Source organism: Treponema putidum (genome assembly GCF_000755145.1).
In the GTDB taxonomy this organism is placed as follows: Bacteria; Spirochaetota; Spirochaetia; order Treponematales; family Treponemataceae; genus Treponema_B; species Treponema_B putidum.
The window spans coordinates 2,736,487-2,757,624 of the sequence record NZ_CP009228.1 but is presented as its reverse complement, the minus strand read 5'-3'; the positions used below and the strand labels follow the sequence as shown (position 1 = coordinate 2,757,624).

Annotated in this window: 21 protein-coding genes; 15 read left to right on the top strand and 6 right to left on the bottom strand. The window is 37.7% G+C overall.

Annotated elements, in window-relative coordinates:
* Positions 1 to 762 (bottom strand): metal ABC transporter ATP-binding protein, encoded by a 762-nt coding sequence (locus JO40_RS12590; RefSeq protein ID WP_044979603.1) that lies wholly within the window; start codon positions 760 to 762, stop codon positions 1 to 3.
* Positions 763 to 788: 26 nt separating this feature from the next.
* Positions 789 to 1,736, bottom strand: a complete 948-nt coding sequence (locus tag JO40_RS12585) for a metal ABC transporter solute-binding protein, Zn/Mn family (protein WP_044979602.1) — start codon at positions 1,734 to 1,736, stop codon at positions 789 to 791.
* A 141-nt stretch (positions 1,737 to 1,877) separates the two neighbouring features.
* On the opposite strand from JO40_RS12585, the gene JO40_RS12580 reads away from it, so the two are divergent.
* From JO40_RS12580 to cbiB, 10 genes are all read left to right on the top strand, one after another.
* On the top strand, positions 1,878 to 3,134 hold the full coding sequence (locus JO40_RS12580; RefSeq protein ID WP_049992385.1) for a beta-propeller fold lactonase family protein: 1,257 nt from the start codon (positions 1,878 to 1,880) through the stop codon (positions 3,132 to 3,134).
* A 148-nt stretch (positions 3,135 to 3,282) separates the two neighbouring features.
* The gene (gene rpmH, locus JO40_RS12575; RefSeq protein WP_044979600.1) at positions 3,283 to 3,438 is read left to right on the top strand and encodes a 50S ribosomal protein L34; all 156 of its coding nucleotides are present in this window, start codon (positions 3,283 to 3,285) and stop codon (positions 3,436 to 3,438) included.
* Positions 3,439 to 3,449: 11 nt separating this feature from the next.
* The gene (gene rnpA, locus JO40_RS12570; protein WP_044979599.1) at positions 3,450 to 3,806 is read left to right on the top strand and encodes a ribonuclease P protein component; all 357 of its coding nucleotides are present in this window, start codon (positions 3,450 to 3,452) and stop codon (positions 3,804 to 3,806) included.
* Positions 3,803 to 4,024 (top strand): membrane protein insertion efficiency factor YidD, encoded by a 222-nt coding sequence (gene yidD, locus JO40_RS12565; RefSeq protein ID WP_044979598.1) that lies wholly within the window; start codon positions 3,803 to 3,805, stop codon positions 4,022 to 4,024. The genes rnpA and yidD overlap by 4 nt, the downstream gene beginning before the upstream one ends.
* Before the next feature lie 187 nt (positions 4,025 to 4,211).
* The gene (gene yidC / locus JO40_RS12560) at positions 4,212 to 5,966 is read left to right on the top strand and encodes a membrane protein insertase YidC (RefSeq protein WP_044979597.1); all 1,755 of its coding nucleotides are present in this window, start codon (positions 4,212 to 4,214) and stop codon (positions 5,964 to 5,966) included.
* A gap of 21 nt (positions 5,967 to 5,987) precedes the next feature.
* Positions 5,988 to 6,698, top strand: a complete 711-nt coding sequence (jag, locus tag JO40_RS12555; protein ID WP_044979596.1) for an RNA-binding cell elongation regulator Jag/EloR — start codon at positions 5,988 to 5,990, stop codon at positions 6,696 to 6,698.
* An 83-nt stretch (positions 6,699 to 6,781) separates the two neighbouring features.
* Complete coding sequence (locus JO40_RS12550; RefSeq protein ID WP_044979595.1) at positions 6,782 to 7,639, top strand: DUF6675 family protein; 858 nt, start codon at positions 6,782 to 6,784, stop codon at positions 7,637 to 7,639.
* Between the two features lie 5 nt (positions 7,640 to 7,644).
* Complete coding sequence (locus JO40_RS12545; RefSeq protein ID WP_084224567.1) at positions 7,645 to 8,721, top strand: peptidylprolyl isomerase; 1,077 nt, start codon at positions 7,645 to 7,647, stop codon at positions 8,719 to 8,721.
* Positions 8,722 to 8,743: 22 nt separating this feature from the next.
* Positions 8,744 to 9,769: an SH3 domain-containing protein gene (locus tag JO40_RS12540; RefSeq protein WP_044979594.1), complete on the top strand. Its 1,026-nt coding sequence runs from the start codon at positions 8,744 to 8,746 to the stop codon at positions 9,767 to 9,769.
* Positions 9,770 to 9,865: 96 nt separating this feature from the next.
* Positions 9,866 to 10,912 carry an adenosylcobinamide-phosphate synthase CbiB gene (gene cbiB / locus JO40_RS12535; protein ID WP_049992373.1) on the top strand — a complete coding sequence of 349 codons (1,047 nt, stop codon included), beginning with the start codon at positions 9,866 to 9,868 and terminating at the stop codon, positions 10,910 to 10,912.
* A 3-nt stretch (positions 10,913 to 10,915) separates the two neighbouring features.
* Here cbiB and JO40_RS12530 read toward each other — a convergent pair whose 3' ends face one another.
* From JO40_RS12530 to JO40_RS12515, 4 genes are all read right to left on the bottom strand, one after another.
* On the bottom strand, positions 10,916 to 11,518 hold the full coding sequence (locus JO40_RS12530) for an ATP-dependent Clp protease proteolytic subunit (RefSeq protein WP_044979593.1): 603 nt from the start codon (positions 11,516 to 11,518) through the stop codon (positions 10,916 to 10,918).
* Positions 11,519 to 11,593: 75 nt separating this feature from the next.
* Positions 11,594 to 13,216, bottom strand: a complete 1,623-nt coding sequence (malQ, locus tag JO40_RS12525) for a 4-alpha-glucanotransferase (protein ID WP_044979592.1) — start codon at positions 13,214 to 13,216, stop codon at positions 11,594 to 11,596.
* Positions 13,213 to 13,770, bottom strand: coding sequence for a hypothetical protein (locus tag JO40_RS12520; protein WP_245608918.1), 558 nt, complete (start codon positions 13,768 to 13,770; stop codon positions 13,213 to 13,215). Before JO40_RS12520 ends, malQ begins: the two co-directional genes overlap by 4 nt.
* Before the next feature lie 79 nt (positions 13,771 to 13,849).
* Complete coding sequence (locus tag JO40_RS12515) at positions 13,850 to 14,956, bottom strand: D-alanine--D-alanine ligase family protein (protein WP_044979590.1); 1,107 nt, start codon at positions 14,954 to 14,956, stop codon at positions 13,850 to 13,852.
* A gap of 210 nt (positions 14,957 to 15,166) precedes the next feature.
* Here JO40_RS12515 and JO40_RS12510 point away from each other — a divergent pair, with 210 nt between their 5' ends.
* From JO40_RS12510 to JO40_RS12490, 5 genes are all read left to right on the top strand, one after another.
* Complete coding sequence (locus JO40_RS12510) at positions 15,167 to 16,264, top strand: M42 family metallopeptidase (RefSeq protein ID WP_084224553.1); 1,098 nt, start codon at positions 15,167 to 15,169, stop codon at positions 16,262 to 16,264.
* Positions 16,265 to 16,402: 138 nt separating this feature from the next.
* Positions 16,403 to 17,476 carry a BMP family lipoprotein gene (locus tag JO40_RS12505; RefSeq protein ID WP_044979589.1) on the top strand — a complete coding sequence of 358 codons (1,074 nt, stop codon included), beginning with the start codon at positions 16,403 to 16,405 and terminating at the stop codon, positions 17,474 to 17,476.
* A gap of 105 nt (positions 17,477 to 17,581) precedes the next feature.
* The gene (locus JO40_RS12500; RefSeq protein WP_144242292.1) at positions 17,582 to 19,105 is read left to right on the top strand and encodes an ABC transporter ATP-binding protein; all 1,524 of its coding nucleotides are present in this window, start codon (positions 17,582 to 17,584) and stop codon (positions 19,103 to 19,105) included.
* The gene (locus JO40_RS12495; RefSeq protein ID WP_044979587.1) at positions 19,098 to 20,195 is read left to right on the top strand and encodes an ABC transporter permease; all 1,098 of its coding nucleotides are present in this window, start codon (positions 19,098 to 19,100) and stop codon (positions 20,193 to 20,195) included. The genes JO40_RS12500 and JO40_RS12495 overlap by 8 nt, the downstream gene beginning before the upstream one ends.
* A 2-nt stretch (positions 20,196 to 20,197) precedes the next feature.
* Positions 20,198 to 21,130, top strand: coding sequence for an ABC transporter permease (locus JO40_RS12490; protein WP_044979586.1), 933 nt, complete (start codon positions 20,198 to 20,200; stop codon positions 21,128 to 21,130).
* Positions 21,131 to 21,138 lie beyond the last annotated feature (8 nt).

Sequence of the window (21,138 nt, the reverse complement as noted above, 5' to 3'; positions counted from 1 at the left end):
TTAAGAATTGTAAGCTATTCTTCCTCCATAGGTTTTTCTTAAATTTTCTTCGGTAAAAACTTCTTCAACTCTTCCCTCAGCTATTAATCTTACATTTAATAAGAGCACTCTGTCAAAGTAATCTTTTACGGTTTGAAGATCATGATGAACCACTAAAAGTGTTTTTCCATCGGCTTTTAATTCTTTTAAAAGTCTTACGATAGCCTGTTCGGTTGCTGCATCAACTCCTTGAAAGGGTTCATCCATAAAATAAAGATCAGCATTTTGGACAAGAGCTCTTGCCAAAAAGACTCTTTGCTGTTGACCTCCTGAAAGTTCGCTTATTTGCCGTTTTGCAAATTCAAGCATGCCTACCTTTTCCAATGCCGATAGAGCTTCCGTTTTTTCTTTTTGGCCGGGTCTTTTTATCCATCCTAAGTTCCCGTACGATCCCATTAAAACAACATCTAAGACTGTAGTAGGAAAGTCCCAATCGACCGAATTTCTCTGAGGTACGTAAGCTATTCTTTTTCTTTGAGATTTATAGGACTTTCCTAAAATTTTTATTTCTCCCGATGCTATAGGAAGGATGCCCATCATGGCTTTAAGAAGTGTCGATTTTCCGGCTCCGTTTGGGCCGACTACAGCTTCCATGGCGCCTTGAGGTACGCATACATCTATATCCCAGAGTACAGGCTTTTCTCGATAGGCTAGGGTGAGGTCTTCAACACAAAAAGCCGGAATTAAGTTTTCTTTTGAATGTTCTGTACAACATGTGTTCATAAAATCATCCTTCTTGGAATAAGCACTTACTTTTTTAAAGCATCTATTATTGTGTTTATATTATGAGTGAGCATTCCTATATAGGTGCCTTCAAAACTGCCTTCATCGCCCATAGCATCCGAAAAAAGCTCTCCTCCGATAGAAACATTGTAGCCTCTGGCTTTTACGGCTTCCTGCAAGGCTTTTACATTTTTTTCAGGAACCGAACTTTCTACAAAAATAGCCGGAAGTTTTCTTTCAGTGATAAAATTTGCAAGGTCGTGTACATCTTTTGCCCCGGCCTCGCTTACGGTACTTATTCCCTGCAAACCTCTTACTTCAAAACCGTAGGCTCTGCTAAAATAGTTAAAGGCATCATGAGCCGTAACTAAAACTCTTTTTTCTTGAGGAATTTCCGACGCTCTCTTTTTGATAAACTCATCGAGCTCATTAAGTTTTGCAAGATAGGCCTCATAGTTTTCTTTAAAGATTTCTTTTTTTTGCGGAGCAAATTCCGCTAGAGTTTTATATACCGATTCAGCTGCATATTTCCATAGTTTTACGTCAAACCAAACATGAGGATCAAATTCGTTTTCCTCAAATGGCAACAGATATTCTTTTGGTATGTTTTCCGCCACCGCTATTGTTTTGCGGGTAGAAGATATTTTTTTCAAAACATCCCCCATTTTTGCTTCAAGATGAAGACCATTGTAAAAAATAATGTCGGCATTTTGAAGTTTTTCCATATCTCCTGCACTCGCTCTGTAAAGGTGAGGGTCTACTCCCGCTCCCATAAGAGCGTGCACATCTACCTCATTGCCCCCTATAATCTTTGCAATATCGGATATCATACCGATTGTTGTCGTAACTTTTATTTTGCCTTCCGTTTCAGATATATCCGTTTTTTGTTCTTGTTTTGAGCAGGAAAAAAATACTAAGCCCAATAATAAAAAAAGACTTACTATTTTTAAATCAAATATTTTTTTTATATTCATAATAATTCTCCTATTTTGATACATCAAAATTATAATTATAATATATCAAAAAAGAAAAAAGATGTCAAGCGTCCTATTGACAAGTATTTGTAAAACAAGCAAAATAAATTTATGAAATTATCTGTTAATTCTTTATGTTTTCTGAAAAAAAGATTGCTTGTATTTTTATTTTTTCTTTCGGCTCTATCGCTCTTTGCGGAATTTGTTTTTGATCTTAATCTTCAACCGTATAAAAATGCGGAATTTTTTGCTGATGGACTTAAAGTTGAACCTAAACTCATATCTTCAGATAAAACATTGGGGCATTTGAGTTTTAATCTAAAAGATAGGACTGCTTCCATTGTGATAAAAAAAGAAGGCTTCCGCACTCATATTTTAGATTTAACATCGATAGAAAATAAAAAAGTCTTTGTTGTTCTTTCTCCCATAGATTCAAAATATGATGTAGTTAAGGTCTTTTCTACAGGAAGAAAACCTAAGAGCGTAACCTTTGTAAACGATAAAACCGTTGCAGCAGCTCTCCTTGACGGGTCGGGATTCGATCTAATAGATATAGAAAGCGGAGACACAAAAAGAATTTCTCCTCCAAAGGAATATGCCGAAAAGTTCGGCTTTGTAGAGTCTTTAGTGCTAAAGCATAAAAACGAGTTATGGGTCAGCCAAATGCCCACAGCCTCAATTCATATCTTTGATCTTACATCTTTTGAGTATAAAAGAACTATAAAATCTACAGGTACATGGAGTAAGGTCATGGCTTATAATGCCGGCCTTGATAAGGTCTATTTGAGTAATTGGACTTCCCATGATATAAGCGTTATAGATCCTTCTTCTTATAAAGAAGAAAGTAAAATAAAAACTAAGGCTGTTCCGAGAGGTATGGCCTTTTCTCAAGACGGAAAATTTATCTATTGTGCACAATTTGAAGATTCTGCCGGTAATTCCCAATGTAAACTTATAAAAAAATCTTTAGCCGATTATAAAACCGTTTACGAAGGCGGGGTAAAGGGGGCAAAGCGGCACATCGTTACAGATTATGACCGTAAGCTCATCTACGTTTCCGATATGAAAAATAATATTGTTGAAGTTTATTCTATGGATGAAGATAAACTTATTGCAAGTATCAAGGTGTTTTTTAATCCGAATACTATTCAGCTTTCACCCGATAAAACCCTTCTCTATGTTTCATGCCGCGGGCCGAATAATCCCGATAAAGGGTATTTATATGCTGGTTATGTATTCGGCCGTCTTGATATAATCGATACAAAAACCTTTACCCGTATTGAAAGCATTGAAGCCGGTAATCAGCCTACGGGCTTGGACGTTTCACCCGACGGTAAAACAATAGTTCTATCCGATTTTTTGGATAATAGAATACGGGTGTATAAACTTAAGCCTTAAAAAATTATTGAGACAATGTTTTAAAACAATATGTTTAAAAACTCTTGACTTTTATCCCCTTAATTGATATAATCTACAATCCGTAACGTGATTTATAGTGAAATCTTTGAGCGGGGGTTCCCGTTCTATAATATAAGGAGTCTAGTTTATGAAACGGACATATCAACCAAGTAAAACAAAGCGGGTTCGACGCTTCGGATTCCGTGCACTTATGAAGACAAAGGGCGGAAGGGCTATTTTAAGCCGCCGCAGAGCAAAGGGCAGACGCAAGCTTTCAGCTTCCGACGAAAAAAAACCGTTCTAATCTTCTCTTGAGTGAGTAATTTTACATTTTCCGGAGAAGAACGGTTAAGAGATCGATCATGTATTAGGGCCGTATTTAAAAAAGGCCTTAAACTTAGCTTAAATGGAGTTAGTTTGTTCACCCTGCCTAATGGATTGGAGTACAATCGATTCTTATGTACTTTTCGGCGAGGTTTCGGTTCCGCAGTGATGCGGAACAGGTCTCGGAGAATATCAAAAGAGGCCTATAGACATATAAAACATAGGTTAAAAACGGGAAACGACATTATCCTGCTGGTTTTTTCAGAAAAGGATTCTTATTCTCTTCGTTTAGAACAACTTACCGCCCTCTTTTTAAAAGCGAAAATGTATAATGATGAGGCTTTATGAGAAAACTTTTAGTAAGTTTTTTATGTGCTTGTATAATCTTTTATCAAAAGGCTGTTTCTCCTCATTTTCCGCCTAGCTGCAGGTATGAACCCACTTGTTCGCAATATGCTATCGAAAGCATAAAAAAATACGGCCCGTTTAAGGGAAGCGGTATGGCTTTGCTTAGGATTTTGAGGTGTAATCCTTTTTGTAAAGGAGGATACGATCCTGTTCCCTAAAATGATTAACCTATAAGAGTTATGATAAACAGCTCGGCAGAAATACTGCCTCACTGTTTATCTTCGAGTTTTGTGCAAAGCACAAAACATCGCATTATTGTATGTAGTTTTGCAAAAGCAAAACTACTTGAAAAAACTTTTTTTGCAAATTAATATTTGCTGCAAAAAGTTTTTATTGGAGTTACAATTGAAAAAAAATACTGTTTTGGCCGTTGTGCTGTCAATGCTTGTTTTCGGAGGGTGGCTGTATATCCAGCAAAAATACTTCCCTACCGAATATAATGTTCCCCAAAAACCTGTTGCTCAGGCTCAGGGGCAAAATCCGAGTCCATCTGAAAATGCCGTTCAAACTTCTTCAAACCAAATTTCAAATTTGATGATTGAGGCTGTTGCAGATTCGGATTATCCTTCAAGAGAACAAACCTACGTTATTGAGACCGATATTATCCGTGCTGTTTTTACAAACAAGGGCGGAGATATTATTTCTTATAAATTAAAGGAACATGCTTCAGCAAAAAGTGATGAGCGTGTTGAAATGATAGAAAATGTTACCGAAAAGAACAGAGCTCTTTCTTTAGCTTTCGGAGGCCCCGATGCTCAAGCTGTTGATTTACTTTTTAATGTAAAAGAAGAAAATCTTTCCGACGGAAGAAAGCAGATAGGCTTTTATCGGGATATAAAGCTAAAAAATATGGACGGTTCGGAAACCGTTTTTACTCTTGCAAAACGCTATATCTTTATTCCGGGCGATTATATGTTTACCCTTGAAATCGCAATTGACGGAAAAGAAGGAATGAAGGGGATTTCTTTCGGTGATAGCGCTTATACTTTACGCAGTGCTCCTCAGATCGGTCCTGAATGGGATAAAGCAAACGATAAATACGAATACAGAGCCCTTTCATATTTTGCAAATGAAAAGAAAAAAGAAGATCGAAGTATTACAGACGGAAAAACGAAGACTGTAAACGATTTAGCTTCTTGGGTAAGCGTTTCAGGTAAGTACTTTTCTTTTATCGTTGTACCCAAAGACCCTATTCAAAAAATGTTTTTTTCCGGCTTGAAGGAAGAAGGAGCAAAACTTCACAATTCTCAATTTTTTATTTCAAGACAGCCTATTGTAGGAAATGCAGCTTATGACCAATATAGAGTTTACATAGGGCCTAGTTCCGAAAAGATATTAAACTCTTATAATTCTGCGGCAGCCAATAATTACGGTTATGAAAATCTACGAATAGACAGCCTTGCTGCTTCAAGCGGCTTTTTAGCCCCATTGGAAAAAATTTTAAAATTTATTATGGAGCTTTTATATAAAATTGTTCCTAACTGGGGTGTAGCCCTTCTTTTACTTACTCTTTTAATGCGTGTAATCTTTTTCCCGCTTACCCAAAAAAGTTCTAAGGCCACAAAGAGGATGCAGGAACTTCAGCCTCAGATTAATGAGCTTCAGCAAAAGTATAAAAATAATCCTCAAAAACTTAATGCAGAAATGGTTAAATTTTATAAAGAAGCCGGTTATAATCCTGCATCGGGTTGTTTGCCTTTGCTTATTCAGCTTCCGTTTTTGTTTGCTATGTTCGGATTATTTAATAATTATTTCGAATTCCGAGGAGCAAGTTTTATTCCCGGCTGGATTCCTGATCTGTCGGTGGGTGATAGTGTTTTGAAATTCGGTTTCACTATTCCATTTTTAAATTGGACGGATTTAAGATTGCTTCCTATCATTTATACCGTTTCTCAGCTTTTGCATAGTAAGCTGACGCAGACTCCGGGTCAGTCTCAGCAAAATCCTTCTATGAAGATAATGCTGTATTTTATGCCGGTTTTCTTTTTCTTCCTTTTTTATAATGCACCTTCGGGACTTTTATTGTTCTGGACATTTTCCAATATATTGATGCTTTTACAGCAGATTATAATCAATAAGTCGATGAAGAATAAAGAATAATTTTATTATGGGAGAATAGATATGATATATGAATTTGAAGGAAAAACAGAACGGGATGCTATTGATATTGCAGTAGCTGAACTCGGTCTTGAAAAAGATCAGTTTGATGTTGAAATTTTGGAAATTCAAAAAAATTCCTTGTTTAAAAAAGGGTATGCGAGGATAAGAGTGCATGTTGATGAATCGTTAAAGAATAATGCGCATAACAATGTAGAGGAAGATTCGGAAGTCGAAAAGTTTGAAGAAGAGCCGGATGTAAGAACTTCTGAGGAAATTTCAGAAGGCTCAGAAAAAACAAGAATTTTTATTCAGACTATGATTGAAAAAATAGGCTATGATTGCTCTGTGTCATTAATTGCTTGCGATAAAAAACATTTTTCTTATAGAATTAACTCTAAGGATGCTGCAATGCTGATAGGCAAAAAAGGTAAAAATTTAGATGCTATTCAGCTTCTGGCAAATGTATATGCCGGCACCATAGGCCATGCTTATACACGGGTATCTGTGGATTGTGAAAGTTATAGAATGAGAAGAGAAGAACTTCTTGTCCGAATGGCCTATGATGTCGCCGATAAGGTACGTATGACAAAGAAGTCACAGCTTTTGGAACCTCTTAATCCTTATGAGCGCAGAATTATTCATACAACCTTAAATGCCGTAAATGATATTGAAACCAAAAGCGAAGGCAGTGGTTTATATAAACAGGTTCGTGTGTTCTACAAAGGTATATAAATGTAACAGGCGGGCTCAGGCCTCGAAGAATCCTCCTCATTGAGGAAGCCTCTTCGAGGTAAATCAATTTTATTGGAGATTTTATGAAAAAGATTAAAATGTTGTTAATATTTTTTGCGGTCTGCCTGTTTTCAATTTTTGCAAACGATAATCTTTCAAGCCGTAGTATTGAGCAGAGGCTTGCGGAGATTCTTGATCCCAAGATAGCAGCCGAGCTTGTTCAAAAAAAAGAAATACTTAAACTAAAATACGGGGCATCAAATATGAAACCCGAAATGATGCCTGTTTCGGCCCTTTCGGAAAAAATGTCTCCATTATTGGAGAAAAAAAAACCTGCGTTTTTAGGAGAATTCATCTCTTTGTATAAAAAAGAGGGGCCGAATAATCCTGATATTTCTAAAATAATGCGTCATATTTCCGGCCTTGAGGGTATTGAATATTTTTCAAACAGCTATCAAGAAATGAGGCCTCTTTATTTGACATCTCATGCAGTAAAAGAGGTAAAAACTTCGGACGGTTTTGTTTATGAACGGATAGATGACCCTTTGAATGAAGAAGTTGACGGCTTGCAAATCCTTGCCCGTCAAGTAGATGCTACATTCGGAGATTTTATTTATAAATACAGTTATTTTAAAAGCGGTAATAATATTGGTATGATATGCGTGAATAAACAGAAGATTACACATCCCGATATGAGTCTTATTGCCCTTCAGCCTGAAGCAATGATCTTATCTATATCCGTGTATGATTTGGATGATTATATTTTAATCCATTGTTCAAGTACTGCTAAATTTCCTACATTTCCTTTTATAGGCGGCAGGGTAAAAAGAGCTTTTTCTTCACGGTTGACTGCCGTATATAATTGGTTTTTGGATGAATATAAATGTGCCGAACAAGGTATCGAATATAGTGCTAAAAAAAATAGTGAGAAGACAGAATGATGAAAATGAAAAAATTATGGATCATGATTATTGCTATTGCGTTTATGATTTTAGTTGCAGGAACTGCTGCTATTATAATAACAAATTCCGGCTTGGAAAAAGGAGATAAAAAAATGAGCAATTTAAAAAATATAGAAGCTTTAAAAGAAGATGGGCTCTATGCTGCTATCGATACCGATAAAGGTTTGATTGTCTTAAAGCTTTTTTACAAGGATACCCCTTTAACGGTATGTAATTTTGTAGGATTAGCTGAAGGAATTCTTGATGCCGCAAAGGAAAAACCTTTTTATGACGGACTCACCTTTCATAGGGTAATAGCTGATTTTATGATTCAAGGCGGCGATCCTACAGGTACAGGTTCGGGCGGCCCCGGCTATAAATTTCCCGATGAGATTGTAGAGAATTTAAAGCATGACGGTCCCGGTGTTTTGTCAATGGCTAATGCAGGTCCCGGTACTAACGGTTCTCAATTTTTTATTACCCATGTTGAAACTCCTTGGCTTGACGGTAAGCACACGGTTTTCGGGCGGGTTGTTGAAGGCCAAAATGTTGTAGATGCAATTCAGCAGGGCGATAAAATTAAAACCGTTAAAATTATAAGAACAGGAAATGAAGCAAAGGCTTTTAAAACCGATCAAGAGGCCTTTTATAAATACCTTTCAGATTCAAAAGAAAGTGAAAAGCGCAGAGCAGAGGCTGTTGCAAAAAAAATGGAAGGTTTGATTAAAACGAAATATTCTCCTGCAAAACTTGATGATGACGGTGTATATTCCTTTGTTATAAAACAAGGTAAGGGAGATACTCCTAAACAAGGTCAAACCTTAACAATGAAATACAAAGGCTCCCTTTTGGAAAACGGAAAGGTCTTTGATGATTCGGATATGCATAAACCTTTAGATTTTCCTGTGGGGGTAGGCCGAGTTATTCAGGGCTTTGATTCTCAAGCGGCAAAAATGACTTTGGGTGAAAAACGAATTATCATTATTCCTCCTCACCTTGCTTACGGTGAAGCCGGTGCCGGAGGTGTTATTCCTCCAAACGCTTACTTGGTTTTTGAACTTGAATTATTAAATATAAAATAACATAAAAAATAAGGAGTTGCTTATGAAAGTAAATTTTGTTAGAAAGCCTGTTTTACTGTTGTGTGTCTTGTTATTTGCCTTTGCTTCTTGTACAAAGGAAGACGTAACTGCAAAATCCGAGCCTGCAAAACCTGAATCCATGGATTCAATGGAAAAAGATTCTCCTAAAGAATCGATGGCTGAGGTAAATGCAGACGGAGTTATCTATGTGCACCGTGCAGGACTCTATACCGAAACGGATGACGGTAAAATGAAATGGGCTGCAGAAGCTTCGTTGGGAGATGTTGCTATTTACCTTGGCGAAAAAAAGGAAGCGCAAAGAACTGACGGACAAAAGCGGGGATTCTTCCATATTTCTTTAAAAGATAAGGAATATTGGATTCAAGACTATTGTTATGAGCCTAATACGGTTGCAGGATTTATTTCTTCTGCAGATACGGTTTTATACAAATCGGATTCTTTAACGGCGGTTACGGATGAAATCATACCTCAGTATTTTATTGTTGCCGTTTATAAAGATAGTTTAAACAGCTCTAATCAGAAATTTGTAAAGATTGCAGCTTATTGCCCTGAACTGGTAACTTCGTGGATCGTAAAAGAAAAGTATGCTAAAAGAGATACTGTCGAATTTCAAAAAGAAAATGTGGCAGCAATGGTTCTTGCTCAAATTGCAATGGAAACTCAAAGTGAAACAAGCAGGGCAGAACTGTTTCAAAACGCTATTGAAATGAATTCGCACTATAGTGATGATATAGCAATTTTACAAAATCTTGCTCAAGTACTGGATGCGGAGGCTGCTTTTTTAAAGAAACTTGAATCCGAAAAAGTAGAAAAGAAATTTACGGCAAAAGAAGATGTAGAACTTTTGAGTATTCCGTCTTCAGAAGGGAACCTGAGAGTTTTGGCATCCGTAAAAGCCGATACCGTTCTTCATGCTTCAAAAAAAGTTGTAATTGTTGATGGTGATGGTTCTCAAACCGAATGGTACTATGTACAAAACAAACAAAAGAAAGGTTGGATTCAAGCTTCATACCTTGAAGAAAAATAAGCTTTTTGTTTAGTGAAAAACCGTCTTGGCTTTATAAAAGGCCGGACGGTTTTGTTTTAGATTAGTTCTATTATTAGATTAAAATCTATCGTCAAAATGAATTTTAATTTTTTAAGCCTTTCCGATTTTGTTTTTTCACACATTAATTTTTTTATTTTATTGTCTGCAATCATTCTTGATTTTATTTTAGGCGACCCTTATTCTTTTCCTCATCCCGTAAAATTTATAGGAAGTCTTATAAAAAAAGAAGAAGTCCTTGCTAGGTTTTGTTTTAGTTCTCCGCGAGGTTTAAAGTTTGCCGGTTTTTTAATTGTTGTTTTCAATATTATTTTCAGCTTTTGTCTTGTCTTTTTCTTTTTAAAATTATTATATCCTTACAAGGTTTTATACTTTATTTTTTCAGTATGGATCAGCTATACCTGCCTTGCAGCCCGCTGTCTTCAAAAAGAATCTATAAAAGTTTTTAAGGCTTTGCAGGTAAGCCTTGAAGAGGGAAGAAAGCAGATTGCAAATATTGTAGGCAGGGATACCGAGTCTTTGGATGAAAAAGGAGTGAGCCGTGCCTGTGTTGAAACCATAGCCGAGAATACAAGTGACGGGGTTATAGCTCCATTGTTTTTTATGATGCTTTTAGGTCCTGCTGGAGGGATAGCTTATAAGGCTGTAAACACTATGGATTCTATGCTCGGCTATAAAAATGAAAAATATGCCGACTTGGGATTTTTTCCGGCAAAGGTCGACGATATTGTAAACTATGTTCCTGCCCGCCTTTCTGCCTTGCTCATTCTTGCAGGTTCTTTTTTTTGTAAACTTGGAAGACGGGCACAAAAAGGTTCGCAAAAAACAAATAAAATAATGTCAAAACTGGCTATAATAAAAAGAGGTTTTAAGATTTGGCGTAGGGATTGCAGAAAACATTCCAGTCCCAATTCAGCTCATCCTGAAAGTGCTGCCTCAGGTCTTTTAGGTCTGAAACTGGGCGGCCCGAACTATTACGGCGGAGTTCTTGTCGAAAAACCTTTTATAGGGGATGAAGTTTTTGAAATTGAAGATGAGGATATAAAAAGATGCATACAGCTGATGTATGCATCCGAGATTTTTATGTTTGGGCTTTATTCGATTTTCTTTTTTTTAAAGTTTTAGTTCTTATTTTTCAGGGATGTCTTTTCGGCTTTTCGCTATTTTTGAGATAAGTCCGTATTCTAAAGATTCTTCGGCATTGAGCCAACAATCCCTATCCGTATCCTTTGCAACTTTTTTTTCGTCCGTGCCCGTTTCTTCTGCAATGAGTTTATTTATTTTTATTCTCATTTTTTCAAGTTCTTTGGCATGGATTTCAATTTCGGTTGCGACACCTTTTATGCCGGAAAGCGGCTGGTGGATAAGGTAGTGGCTGTTAGGCATACCGAAGCGGCGTTCCTTACTTGCCGCAAGAAGAATGATAGAGGCTGCGCTGGCAACGAGTCCCATACCTATTGTGTAAACGGGAGCCTTTATAAATCTTATCATATCGAAGATTGCAAAGCCTGCATCGGCATCTCCTCCGGGGGAATCTATATAAATATAAATAGGCTTTGTTGCCGACAATGATTCCATGAGTAAAAGCTGGCGTACTATTTTTTCGGAAAGCTCCTTGTTGATTTCTCCTGCCAAAATAATTTGGCGTGTATTAAGAAATTTTTGCATCAAAGCATCGTCATCATTTGTTTTATTTTTTTTCTCTTCATTTTTTTCATTTATAAAGTTCATGTAAGCTCCTAAAATTTTTTCGTTCACAATGACTAATATACAAAAAATTTAAACTATTGTACAGGGGGTAATTTTTTATACCCTATTGTACAAGATATTCCAAAGCTTCAATTTTTCGGTCATCTCGCAGTTTTCATAAGAGCCGGTTACCCTCCATTGCCAGTTTCTTCCGACTGTTGAAGGTTCATTCATTCTTGCTTCCGAATTTAAAAACAAAAGATCCTGCATCTGTACGGCTGCAAAATCCGCTACGGAAGAAAAAGCTTTTCGGATTATTTCGGAGGCTAATTCTTTTTTAAATTCATAAGTGTTTAAAATGGAGCAAATCCTTTCATCCTCTTTTTTTCCGTAAAGATAGGTGTAAATAAATTTTAGCATCTCATCGGAAGAATTTTCAAGACAGCCCATGATTGTGTCGTTGTCGTGGGAGCCGGTATATACGGCACAGTTTTTTTTGTGGTTATGAGGCAGATAAGGGTTAATCATATTTTCCGATTTAAATTCGTTTAAGTCAAAGGCAAATTGCAATATCTTCATCGTCGGAAAATTAAAATCATCTCTGAGTCTGGCAACCTCAGGCGTTATAATTCCCAGATCTTCAGTTAGTATTGGAAGCTCTATCCTGTATTTTTCATCCAATGAAATCAGATCCTTTTGTATTTCTTCAAAAAAATTATGGTCAGGGCCTTTCACCCATTTTCCTTCTTGAGCAGTTTTTGCACCTCGGGGGATAGACCAAAAGGCTTCAAAGCCTCTAAAATGGTCGAGGCGTATTATGTCGAATAGTTTTAGGGTATGTCTTATGCGGGCCTTCCACCATAGGTAGCCGTCTTTTTTCATCTTAGCCCAGTCATAAAGAGGGTTACCCCAAAGCTGTCCCGTAGGGCTAAAAAAGTCGGGAGGCACACCGGCGACGGCTTTAGGTTTAGCTTCTTTGTCCAGTAAAAATAAACTTTGGTTTTGCCAAATATCGGCTGAATCCATTGCTGTAAATATCGGAATATCTCCTATAAGTTGTATGCCGTTTTTTTCAGCATAATCTTTTAATTTTTTCCATTGCGAAAAAAAGAAAAACTGTATAATCTTTTGGGCCTTATATTCTTCGGAGTGTTTGCTTAAAAATGCTTTTACTTCGTTTTCTTTATTTAAGGCAAGTTCCTTGGGCCAAACTTCATTCCAGATTCCTTGCACTAAATTTTCTTTATTTGCTTTTTCTTCATAGTCTTCTTTAATTGTCATAAAGGCTGCATATCCGTACAGCCAAAAACTTTCTTCTTGATAGAAATTTTCAAGTTTTTCTTTTAAAGATGAGTCTCTTTCCGTTTTGTGCAATAAAAATGCTGCCGCTTTTTTTAACATTTTTGTTTTATGGTAATGGATTAAACCGAAATCCGCTCTTTTAGGATCAGTGTTTTCTTGTACGATTTTTTTGTATTCGTCAAAATCTTTTTTTTCTAAAAAGCCTTTTTCACAAAGATCTTGAAGACTTATAAGATAGGGGTTTCCTGCAAAGGCCGAAAAAGAAGCATAGGGTGAGTCGCCATAACCTGTGGGGCCAATCGGAAGCATCTGCCAAACTCCCGTTCTTGTTTTTTTTAACCAATCTATAAAGGCAAAAGCTTCTTTACCGATTGTCCCTATGCCTTCATCATTAGGTAACGAGGTAGGATGTAAAATAATACCTGAACTTCTTTTCATTTATTTTCCTCCATTGTTGGTTTATAATTTATCAGTTTATAATTTTCTGCTATGTAAAATATAATTCCCGTAATTCCCGGAAATATAAATAGGGCAGGGAATGAAATAAGTAATTTTAGGGTACTGAAGAATACTATCTTATATGTAAAAAAAGAATTTTCAAAAAAAAGATAAAAGGATTTTTTTAAGTTGCAGATTATTCCTTTATTTTTCTTTTGAAAAGTGATTATGGCCGGATACCAAAAAAGAGAAAGCTCAAAAATAAAAAAAATAAAAAGAATGAGTACTGAAAAAAAATATCCCATAATAGTTTTTAGCTTTAAAAAATATCTTAATAAAAAAATCAGTACTGATATTATCGATAATTTTATTGCAGATATAATTAAAGCTGAAATAAGATTTTCTTTTACACCGGTTATAAGTTTTTTTATATTTGCCTCATCCTCTTTATAATAAAAAGAATATAAGGCAAAACTTATTATGTGAAAGATTATATAAAAACTTATATTAAAGACAATAGCCGTAAAATAAGTTTTAGGTAAAATTACCGGCATAAAAATAAATAGAATGAATAGAAAAATAAAAATTATGTTTAAAAAAAATATTTCTTTTTCTTTTTTATCATCGTTTTAGTTAAGATTGGCGGCAGGTTTTGAGTTTTCTGTCTGCCTTAAATCTATCTATTGCAAGCTCTATTAGGTGCATGATCAGTTCACCGTATGGAAGTCCTGAAGCTCCGCACATTTTAGGAAACATTGAAATTGAGGTAAAACCCGGAATGGTGTTTACTTCATTTAAGTATATCTTACCGGTTTTTTTGTCGATAAAAAAATCAACGCGGGAAAGACCTGATAGATCTAATGCCTCATAGGCCTTAATTGCAGTTTCTCTAATTGTCTTTCTTTGGGTCTCATTTAAATCGGCCGGAATCTTTAATTCGGCGCCGTTCGGATCGGTGTATTTTGCTTCATAGTCATAAAATTTATGGGTCGGAATTATTTCTCCCGGAATGTAGGCTACTGTTTTGGTGTTTCCCGTAACCGAGCATTCTATCTCTCTGGCTTCAATACATGCTTCAATTAAAATTTTATTATCCCATAAAAAAGATTCTTCTGCCTGCTCTAAAAGTTCGGTTCTGTTTTTTACCATTCCGGCACCGACCGAGCTTCCTGCTCTGCACGGTTTTACAAAAAGGGGATATTCCAAGTCCTTTTCGGCCTTTGCTAAGATTGCTTTTTTCTTTTCAGGGTCATCCCAGTCCTGCCTTTTGATTGCTATATAGGGTACAATGGGAAGGCCCGAATAATCCCAAATCATTTTGGTCTTTTCCTTATCCATCGATATGCTTGTGGACATTACATCGCCCCCTACATAGGGGAGGTCGGCCATTTCAAAGAGACCTTGAATTGTGCCGTCTTCTCCGAATCTTCCGTGTAAAACGGCAAAGACCGCATCAGTCGGTAAAAAGTCGTCTCCTGCTTTTAAACTTTTTTTTGTGCCGCCTCCGGGAATGACTGTTACTCTCTTTGCCTCATCTTTTTTTATTTTTAAAACGGCCTTTTCGTTTTTTATAATTCGCTCTCTTTCTTCATCTCCATGTAAATACCATGCTCCGTTTTTAGAAATACCGATTAGGTGAAGTTTGTGTTTTTTATCTATTGTCCTTATAATCGATGATGCCGACTGTAGGGAAACCTCATGCTCGCTTGACTTTCCGCCGTAAATGATTGCTATATTCATATCTACCTCTATGAGAGTTTATCTTATCATTATTTTGTAAAAGTTTCAATGAGCTTGATTTTTTAACATGATGGAATAAAAATCTAATATTCACCAGGTGAATACCCGGTATTTACCTGATAATTTTTGAACTTCCTCTTCTTGACATATTGGCCCATCTATAATATTCTATAAGTCTTAATTAAAACATGCTTTAAAGGAGCTTTATCAATGGAAAAAAATAAGATTAACGAACTTAAAACCTCGATTTCGAATGCAGCCGAAAAGGTTATGGACGAGATTATCACTATCTGCAATATACCAAGTCCCACAGGCTACACCTGCGAGGCCGCCGATTATGTTATGAAAAGGCTGTCGGGGCTCGGCTTCAAGCCTTGGCTTACAAACAAGGGAGCCGTTGTCTGCGAACTTGATAAAAATGCCGAACCTAATAGCGGCAAAAAAGGAGATAAGGCTCTTTTGCTTTCAGCCCACATTGATACCCTAGGCCTTTTTGTTCGCCATATTAAATCTTCAGGCCGTCTGCGCACCAGCCTTGACGGGGGCTTCCCATACAATTATGTGGAACAGTCCAATGTAACTGTCATTACAAGAGAGGGGAAAAAATATGAGGGAACCATGCGGCTTACGGAACCTGCCGTTCACGCTTCGCGCGAAATAAACGAGCTAAAAAGAGATGATTCAAACATGGAGCTCGTGCTCGATGAGATTGTAAAGTCCCGTGAAGATGTCGAAAAGCTCGGCATCATGGCAGGCGATGTCGTCGCCATAGAATCCCTTGCCCGAAAGGCAGGGAACGGTTTTTTAAAAAGCCGCCACTTGGACGACAAGGCGAGCTGCGGGATGTTCATCTACCTTGCAGAGCAGGTTGCAAAGGGAGAATTAAAATTAAAACGTAAGACCTACATTATGTTTACCAATTATGAAGAAATAGGCCACGGAGCTTCTGCAGGACACCCCGAAGGTATAAGCGATATGCTTGCAGTCGATATGGGCGTTGTAGGAAGCGATCTTGATACCGATGAATATGCAGTTTCAATTTGTGCAAAGGATTCTTCCGGGCCCTACAACTATGAGTTTACAAGCGAGCTTATAAAAATAGCCAAGGAGATGGAATTAAACTTTGCAGTCGATGTTTATCCCTTTTACGGCTCGGATGCCTCAGCTGCCCTGAGTGCAGGCTATGATTACCGCCATGCTTTAATCGGCACCGGAGTTGCAGCCTCCCACGGCTATGAGAGAATCCACAAGCAAGGGCTTGAGAACACTCTTCTTTTATTAACAGGTTATATTTCGGACTGTAGATAAACTATTGAAAGGCTGTTTTAAAATTTGACATAAATTTAAAAACAGTGTATAATCAAAGTACTTTGTCGGTTAACAGTCTGTCAGTTAAGAAGCTTATTCTTAATTTTCAGACAGTTTAGCATACAAAAAGGAGTTTCTATGAAAAATATTTTTAAGATTTTTATCGGTTGTCTTCTAATTGCCGGTGTGCTGATTTCTTGCACCAAGGAAGAAGGCAAAAAGGCTTTGATGGTCGGTATGGTTACGGATGCCGGAACTATAGACGATAAATCCTTTAACCAAGGAACTTGGGAAGGTATTAAAAAAGCCGAAAAAGATCTTGGTGTAAAGGTTAAATATTTAAAACCTGTCGGAACAACCGAAGCCGACTACATCAAAGAAATCTCAAACCTCTACGATTCAGGATATAAATTTATTATTTGTCCCGGATTTAAATTTGAGACGGCTGTATTTAAGGCCCAGTCCAAGTACAAGGATGCCAAGTTCATCATAATCGACGGAAATGCTCATCCTGCCGATGCATATGATGCCCAAAACGGACCTAATACAATAGGTATCAGCTTTTTAGAAAATGAAGCCGGTTTCTTGGCAGGTGTTGCCGCTGCTTTACAGCAAAAGACCGGAAATTTCGGTTTTATCGGCGGTATGGAAATCCCTGCAGTACAAAAATTTAACTGGGGATGGCAGCAAGGTATTAAATATGCCAACGAAAACCTAGGTACTAAAATTGAAATCTACCCTGAAAACTTCATCTATCAGGGCAGCTTTTCAGATATTGCTGCAGGCCAGCAGCTTGCCGCTTCTATGTATGATAAGGGTGTTACAGTAATCCATGCTGCAGCAGGCGGTGTAGGCGTAGGTGTTATAAACGAAGCTAAAACCAGAACTCAGGCAGGAAAAAAAGTTTGGGTTGTAGGTGTAGATGTTGATCAATATGCAGAAGGAATAATAGGAGACGGCTCTTCTGTAATTCTTACATCTGCTATGAAATATCTTGATAAAGCTTCATACGACATGATTAAGGAAGAATTGAACGGAACTTTCACGGGCGGACGCTCATTATTGTTCTCTGTAAAAGAAAACGGTGTAGGAATTCCGTTGAAAAATCCAAACCTTTCTGATGATGTACAGCAAAAAGTAAATGAGATTTATCAAAAAATAAAGAACGGAGAGATTGTAGTAAGTGCAGTTCAAGGTGATTTATTTAAATAAAAGGGAACCTCTAAAAACTTCAGTTTTTTAGAAGATGCCCAAAAACTAAAGCCCATCTTTAAAATTAAAAAGATGGGCAGTTTCTTATTTTTTGAGGAGTTCAAATTGCCCCAGAGTGATTATGTGATTGAAATGAGAAATATCCGCAAGGAATTTCCCGGAATTGTTGCAAACGATGATATAAGCCTATGCGTTAAAAAGGGAGAGATACACGCAATTTTGGGAGAAAACGGAGCGGGAAAATCTACTCTGATGAGTATCCTTTTCGGCCTTTATCATGCCGATAAAGGAGAAATCTATGTAAAGGGAAACAAGGTAAAAATAAACAGCCCTAACGATGCAAACGATCTGGGGATAGGAATGGTGCATCAGCATTTTAAGCTCATCCATAATTTTACCGTAACTGAAAATATCATTTTGGGTAAAGAAGGCGGTTTTATCCTAAACAAAAAAGAAGCCGAAAAGCGCATAAAAGAATTAAGCGATAAATACGGTCTTTTTATTGAACCTGATGCTATTATAAGTAATATCACCGTAGGTATGCAGCAAAGGGTTGAAATATTAAAAATGCTTTATAGGAATGCCGACATTCTCATCTTTGATGAGCCCACGGCAGTTTTAACCCCTCAAGAAATAAGCGAACTTATGCAGATTATGCGTAACCTTGCCGCAGAAGGTAAGGCTATAATTCTTATTACCCATAAATTGCAGGAAATTTTGGATGTAGCCGACAAGTGTACGGTCATAAGGCGGGGAAAACTCATAGATGTGGTTGATGTAGCTTCTACTACCAAAAATGAACTTGCCTCCAAAATGGTGGGTAGGCCTGTAGATTTTAAGGTTCCAAAAGGGCTTTCAAATCCGGGGGAACCTATTCTTGAAATTAAGGGCTTAAACGTATTAAAAGAAAAAAGATTGCCTGCCGTAAGAGACTTTTCCCTTGAGGTCAGGGCAGGGGAAATTGTAGGCATAGCCGGTGTAGACGGAAACGGTCAAAGCGAACTTGTTTATGCGCTTTCAGGGCTAATGCCGTCCGAGTCAGGCAGTATAATTTTGGCAGGAAAAGATATTACAAACCTTTCCGTAAGGGAGAGAGCTGAAAAGGGCTTAGGACATGTTCCCGAAGACAGACAAAAACACGGCCTTGTTTTACAATACTCCATAGCGGAAAATATGGTTATAAAATCCTATTACACAAAAAACTTCCAAAAGCACGGGTTTTTAAACAAGGAAAAAATCAAAAACTTTGCCCAAAAAATCAGCGAAGCCTTTGATGTCCGCTCAGGTTACGGTATAGAATCCAAGGCAGGAGATTTAAGCGGAGGTAACCAGCAGAAGGCGATTTTAGGAAGAGAAATTACCCTTGATCCCCATCTTTTAATAGCGGTAAACCCTACGAGAGGACTTGACGTCGGTGCCATAGAATCTATCCACAAGGAACTTGTAAAGCACAGAGATAACGGGAGAGCGGTTCTTTTAATTTCCTTTGAACTTGATGAAATATTTAATCTTTCAGACAGAATAGCCGTCATGCACAGGGGCTCTTTAAGCGGAATCGTACGCCCCGAACAAACCACCGCCGAAGAAGTAGGGCTTATGATGGCAGGTATGGGAGGAAAGAATGAGTAAGCTTAAAATACAATTTAAAGACTTTAATATAGCCGAAAACAATTTTATTATAAGTTTTTCCGCTGTTTTACTCGGCCTTATTGCAGGAGCCGTTTTTATAGCTGTTTTAGGAACAAATCCTTTTTCGGCTTTTTCCTACCTTTTCCGGGGCGGTCTAATGAATATAGAACGTATAGGAAACACCCTTGCAACGGCCACGATTCTCTTGTTTGTAGGGCTTTCGGTCAGCTTTGCTTTTAAAACAGGTCTTTTTAATATAGGGGCTTCAGGGCAGATGCTCATTGGAGGCCTTTGTGCTACCTTTATAGCCTTAAACAGTTCACTTCCTCGTCCCGTTTTATTGCTTGTTTTAATAATAGCCGCCATGATTGGAGGAGCTCTTTGGGCTGCTTTGCCGGGGCTTTTAAAAGCCGTATTCAATGTACATGAGGTTGTTTCTACCATAATGATGAACTGGATAGCCTATTGGATAGTTTATTATTCGGTTCAAGGTTATCTAAAGACCGAATTTATCGAAACCGAAAGCCGCTCCATTGCAGTAGAGCACACATTGAGGGCCGAGTGGCTGAGTAATCTCTTCGGAAGCGAGTATATAAATTACGGCATATTTTTAGGTGTTTTAGGGATTATTCTTGTAAAAATAATATTGGATAAAACGACTCTGGGTTTTGAATTAAAAGCTGCAGGATATAATAAAAGTGGGGCGGAATATGCAGGCATCAAAGTAAACAGAAATATTATCTTTTCGATGATGATTGCCGGAGCTCTTTCAGGTCTTGCCGGTTTAACCTATTATGCCGGTTATTCCCTTAACATGCAGATAGGTGTTTTACCCTCGCAAGGTTTTGACGGAATAGCTGTAGCTCTTTTAGGTGCCGGAAATTCCATCGGTGTTGCTTTAAGTTCCATATTTTTCGGCGTTCTCCATGTAGGAAAGGGCTTTATGAGTGCCAACACAAATGTACCGCCCGAAATAGCCGATACTATCATTGCCGTTATTATATATTTTACGGCTACAAGTTTATTGCTAAAGAAATTTTGGTCTAAAATCCAAAAAAATAAGGAAAAAACCGTCAAGGAGGCGAATTAACTATGTGGTATACTTTAACTTCTATATTTCCCTATGTTATAGCATATACAATTCCGCTTTTAGTTACTTCTTTAGGCGGTCTTTATAGTGAAAGGAGCGGTGTAGTAAATTTAGGGCTTGAAGGCCTCATGCTTGTAGGCAGCTTTGCTGCAGCTATTACCATACATCTTTTAGAAGGCTTGATACCCTCAGGGCTTCTTATACCCATAGGCCTTTTAGCTGCCGTAATCATGGGAATCTTATCTTCTCTTTTACATGCCTTTGCCTCAATTACATTAAAGGCTGATCAGATTATAAGCGGTACTGCTATAAATATGCTGGCTGCAGCCTTGACGGTCTATACTGCAAGAGCCATTCTAGGTTCGGGAAATGTCCGTGTAAACGGCATAATAAGAAAAGATATCCCGGGCTTGGCAAATATTCCTGTTTTAGGTCCTCTATTCTTTTCCCAAAGTTATTGGAGTACATGGCTTATTTTGGCTATTTTGGTTTTTTCTTGGTTTTTACTTTACAAGACCTCATTCGGCCTTAGACTCAGAGCCTGCGGAGAGCATCCTTCGGCCGTGGCCAGTGCCGGTGTAAATGTTCATAAGATGCGCTATTTTGCCGTATGTGCGAGCGGGGCTTTGGCCGGTTTGGGCGGGGCCGTTATTCTTGTAACCTATTCGGGTGAATTTAACGGGAGTGTTGACGGTCTGGGCTTTTTAGCCCTTGCAGCTTTAATCTTCGGTCAGTGGAAGCCCTTAGGCATCTTGGGCGCAACTTTCTTTTTCGGTTTTGCCCGTACTGTTGCAAATGTCTCTCAGGTTATCCCTTCCTTGAGTATTATTCCTCCGGTTTGGCTTAAAATTTTCCCTTATATGGTAACCTTGATAGCCCTTGTTCTTTTCAGTAAAAATTCGGCAGCCCCTAAGGCTGACGGTGAACCTTATTAAGTTTTTTT

Coding starts and splice junctions, on each gene's coding strand:
- JO40_RS12590 (WP_044979603.1), bottom strand. CDS start 762: ATGAACACATGTTGTACAGAACATTCAAAAGAAAACTTAATTCCGGCT.
- JO40_RS12585 (WP_044979602.1), bottom strand. CDS start 1,736: ATGAATATAAAAAAAATATTTGATTTAAAAATAGTAAGTCTTTTTTTA.
- rpmH (WP_044979600.1), top strand. CDS start 3,283: ATGAAACGGACATATCAACCAAGTAAAACAAAGCGGGTTCGACGCTTC.
- yidD (WP_044979598.1), top strand. CDS start 3,803: ATGAGAAAACTTTTAGTAAGTTTTTTATGTGCTTGTATAATCTTTTAT.
- jag (WP_044979596.1), top strand. CDS start 5,988: ATGATATATGAATTTGAAGGAAAAACAGAACGGGATGCTATTGATATT.
- JO40_RS12550 (WP_044979595.1), top strand. CDS start 6,782: ATGAAAAAGATTAAAATGTTGTTAATATTTTTTGCGGTCTGCCTGTTT.
- JO40_RS12545 (WP_084224567.1), top strand. CDS start 7,645: ATGAAAAAATTATGGATCATGATTATTGCTATTGCGTTTATGATTTTA.
- JO40_RS12540 (WP_044979594.1), top strand. CDS start 8,744: ATGAAAGTAAATTTTGTTAGAAAGCCTGTTTTACTGTTGTGTGTCTTG.
- cbiB (WP_049992373.1), top strand. CDS start 9,866: ATGAATTTTAATTTTTTAAGCCTTTCCGATTTTGTTTTTTCACACATT.
- JO40_RS12530 (WP_044979593.1), bottom strand. CDS start 11,518: ATGAACTTTATAAATGAAAAAAATGAAGAGAAAAAAAATAAAACAAAT.
- malQ (WP_044979592.1), bottom strand. CDS start 13,216: ATGAAAAGAAGTTCAGGTATTATTTTACATCCTACCTCGTTACCTAAT.
- JO40_RS12520 (WP_245608918.1), bottom strand. CDS start 13,770: ATGCCGGTAATTTTACCTAAAACTTATTTTACGGCTATTGTCTTTAAT.
- JO40_RS12515 (WP_044979590.1), bottom strand. CDS start 14,956: ATGAATATAGCAATCATTTACGGCGGAAAGTCAAGCGAGCATGAGGTT.
- JO40_RS12510 (WP_084224553.1), top strand. CDS start 15,167: ATGGAAAAAAATAAGATTAACGAACTTAAAACCTCGATTTCGAATGCA.
- JO40_RS12505 (WP_044979589.1), top strand. CDS start 16,403: ATGAAAAATATTTTTAAGATTTTTATCGGTTGTCTTCTAATTGCCGGT.
- JO40_RS12495 (WP_044979587.1), top strand. CDS start 19,098: ATGAGTAAGCTTAAAATACAATTTAAAGACTTTAATATAGCCGAAAAC.
- JO40_RS12490 (WP_044979586.1), top strand. CDS start 20,198: ATGTGGTATACTTTAACTTCTATATTTCCCTATGTTATAGCATATACA.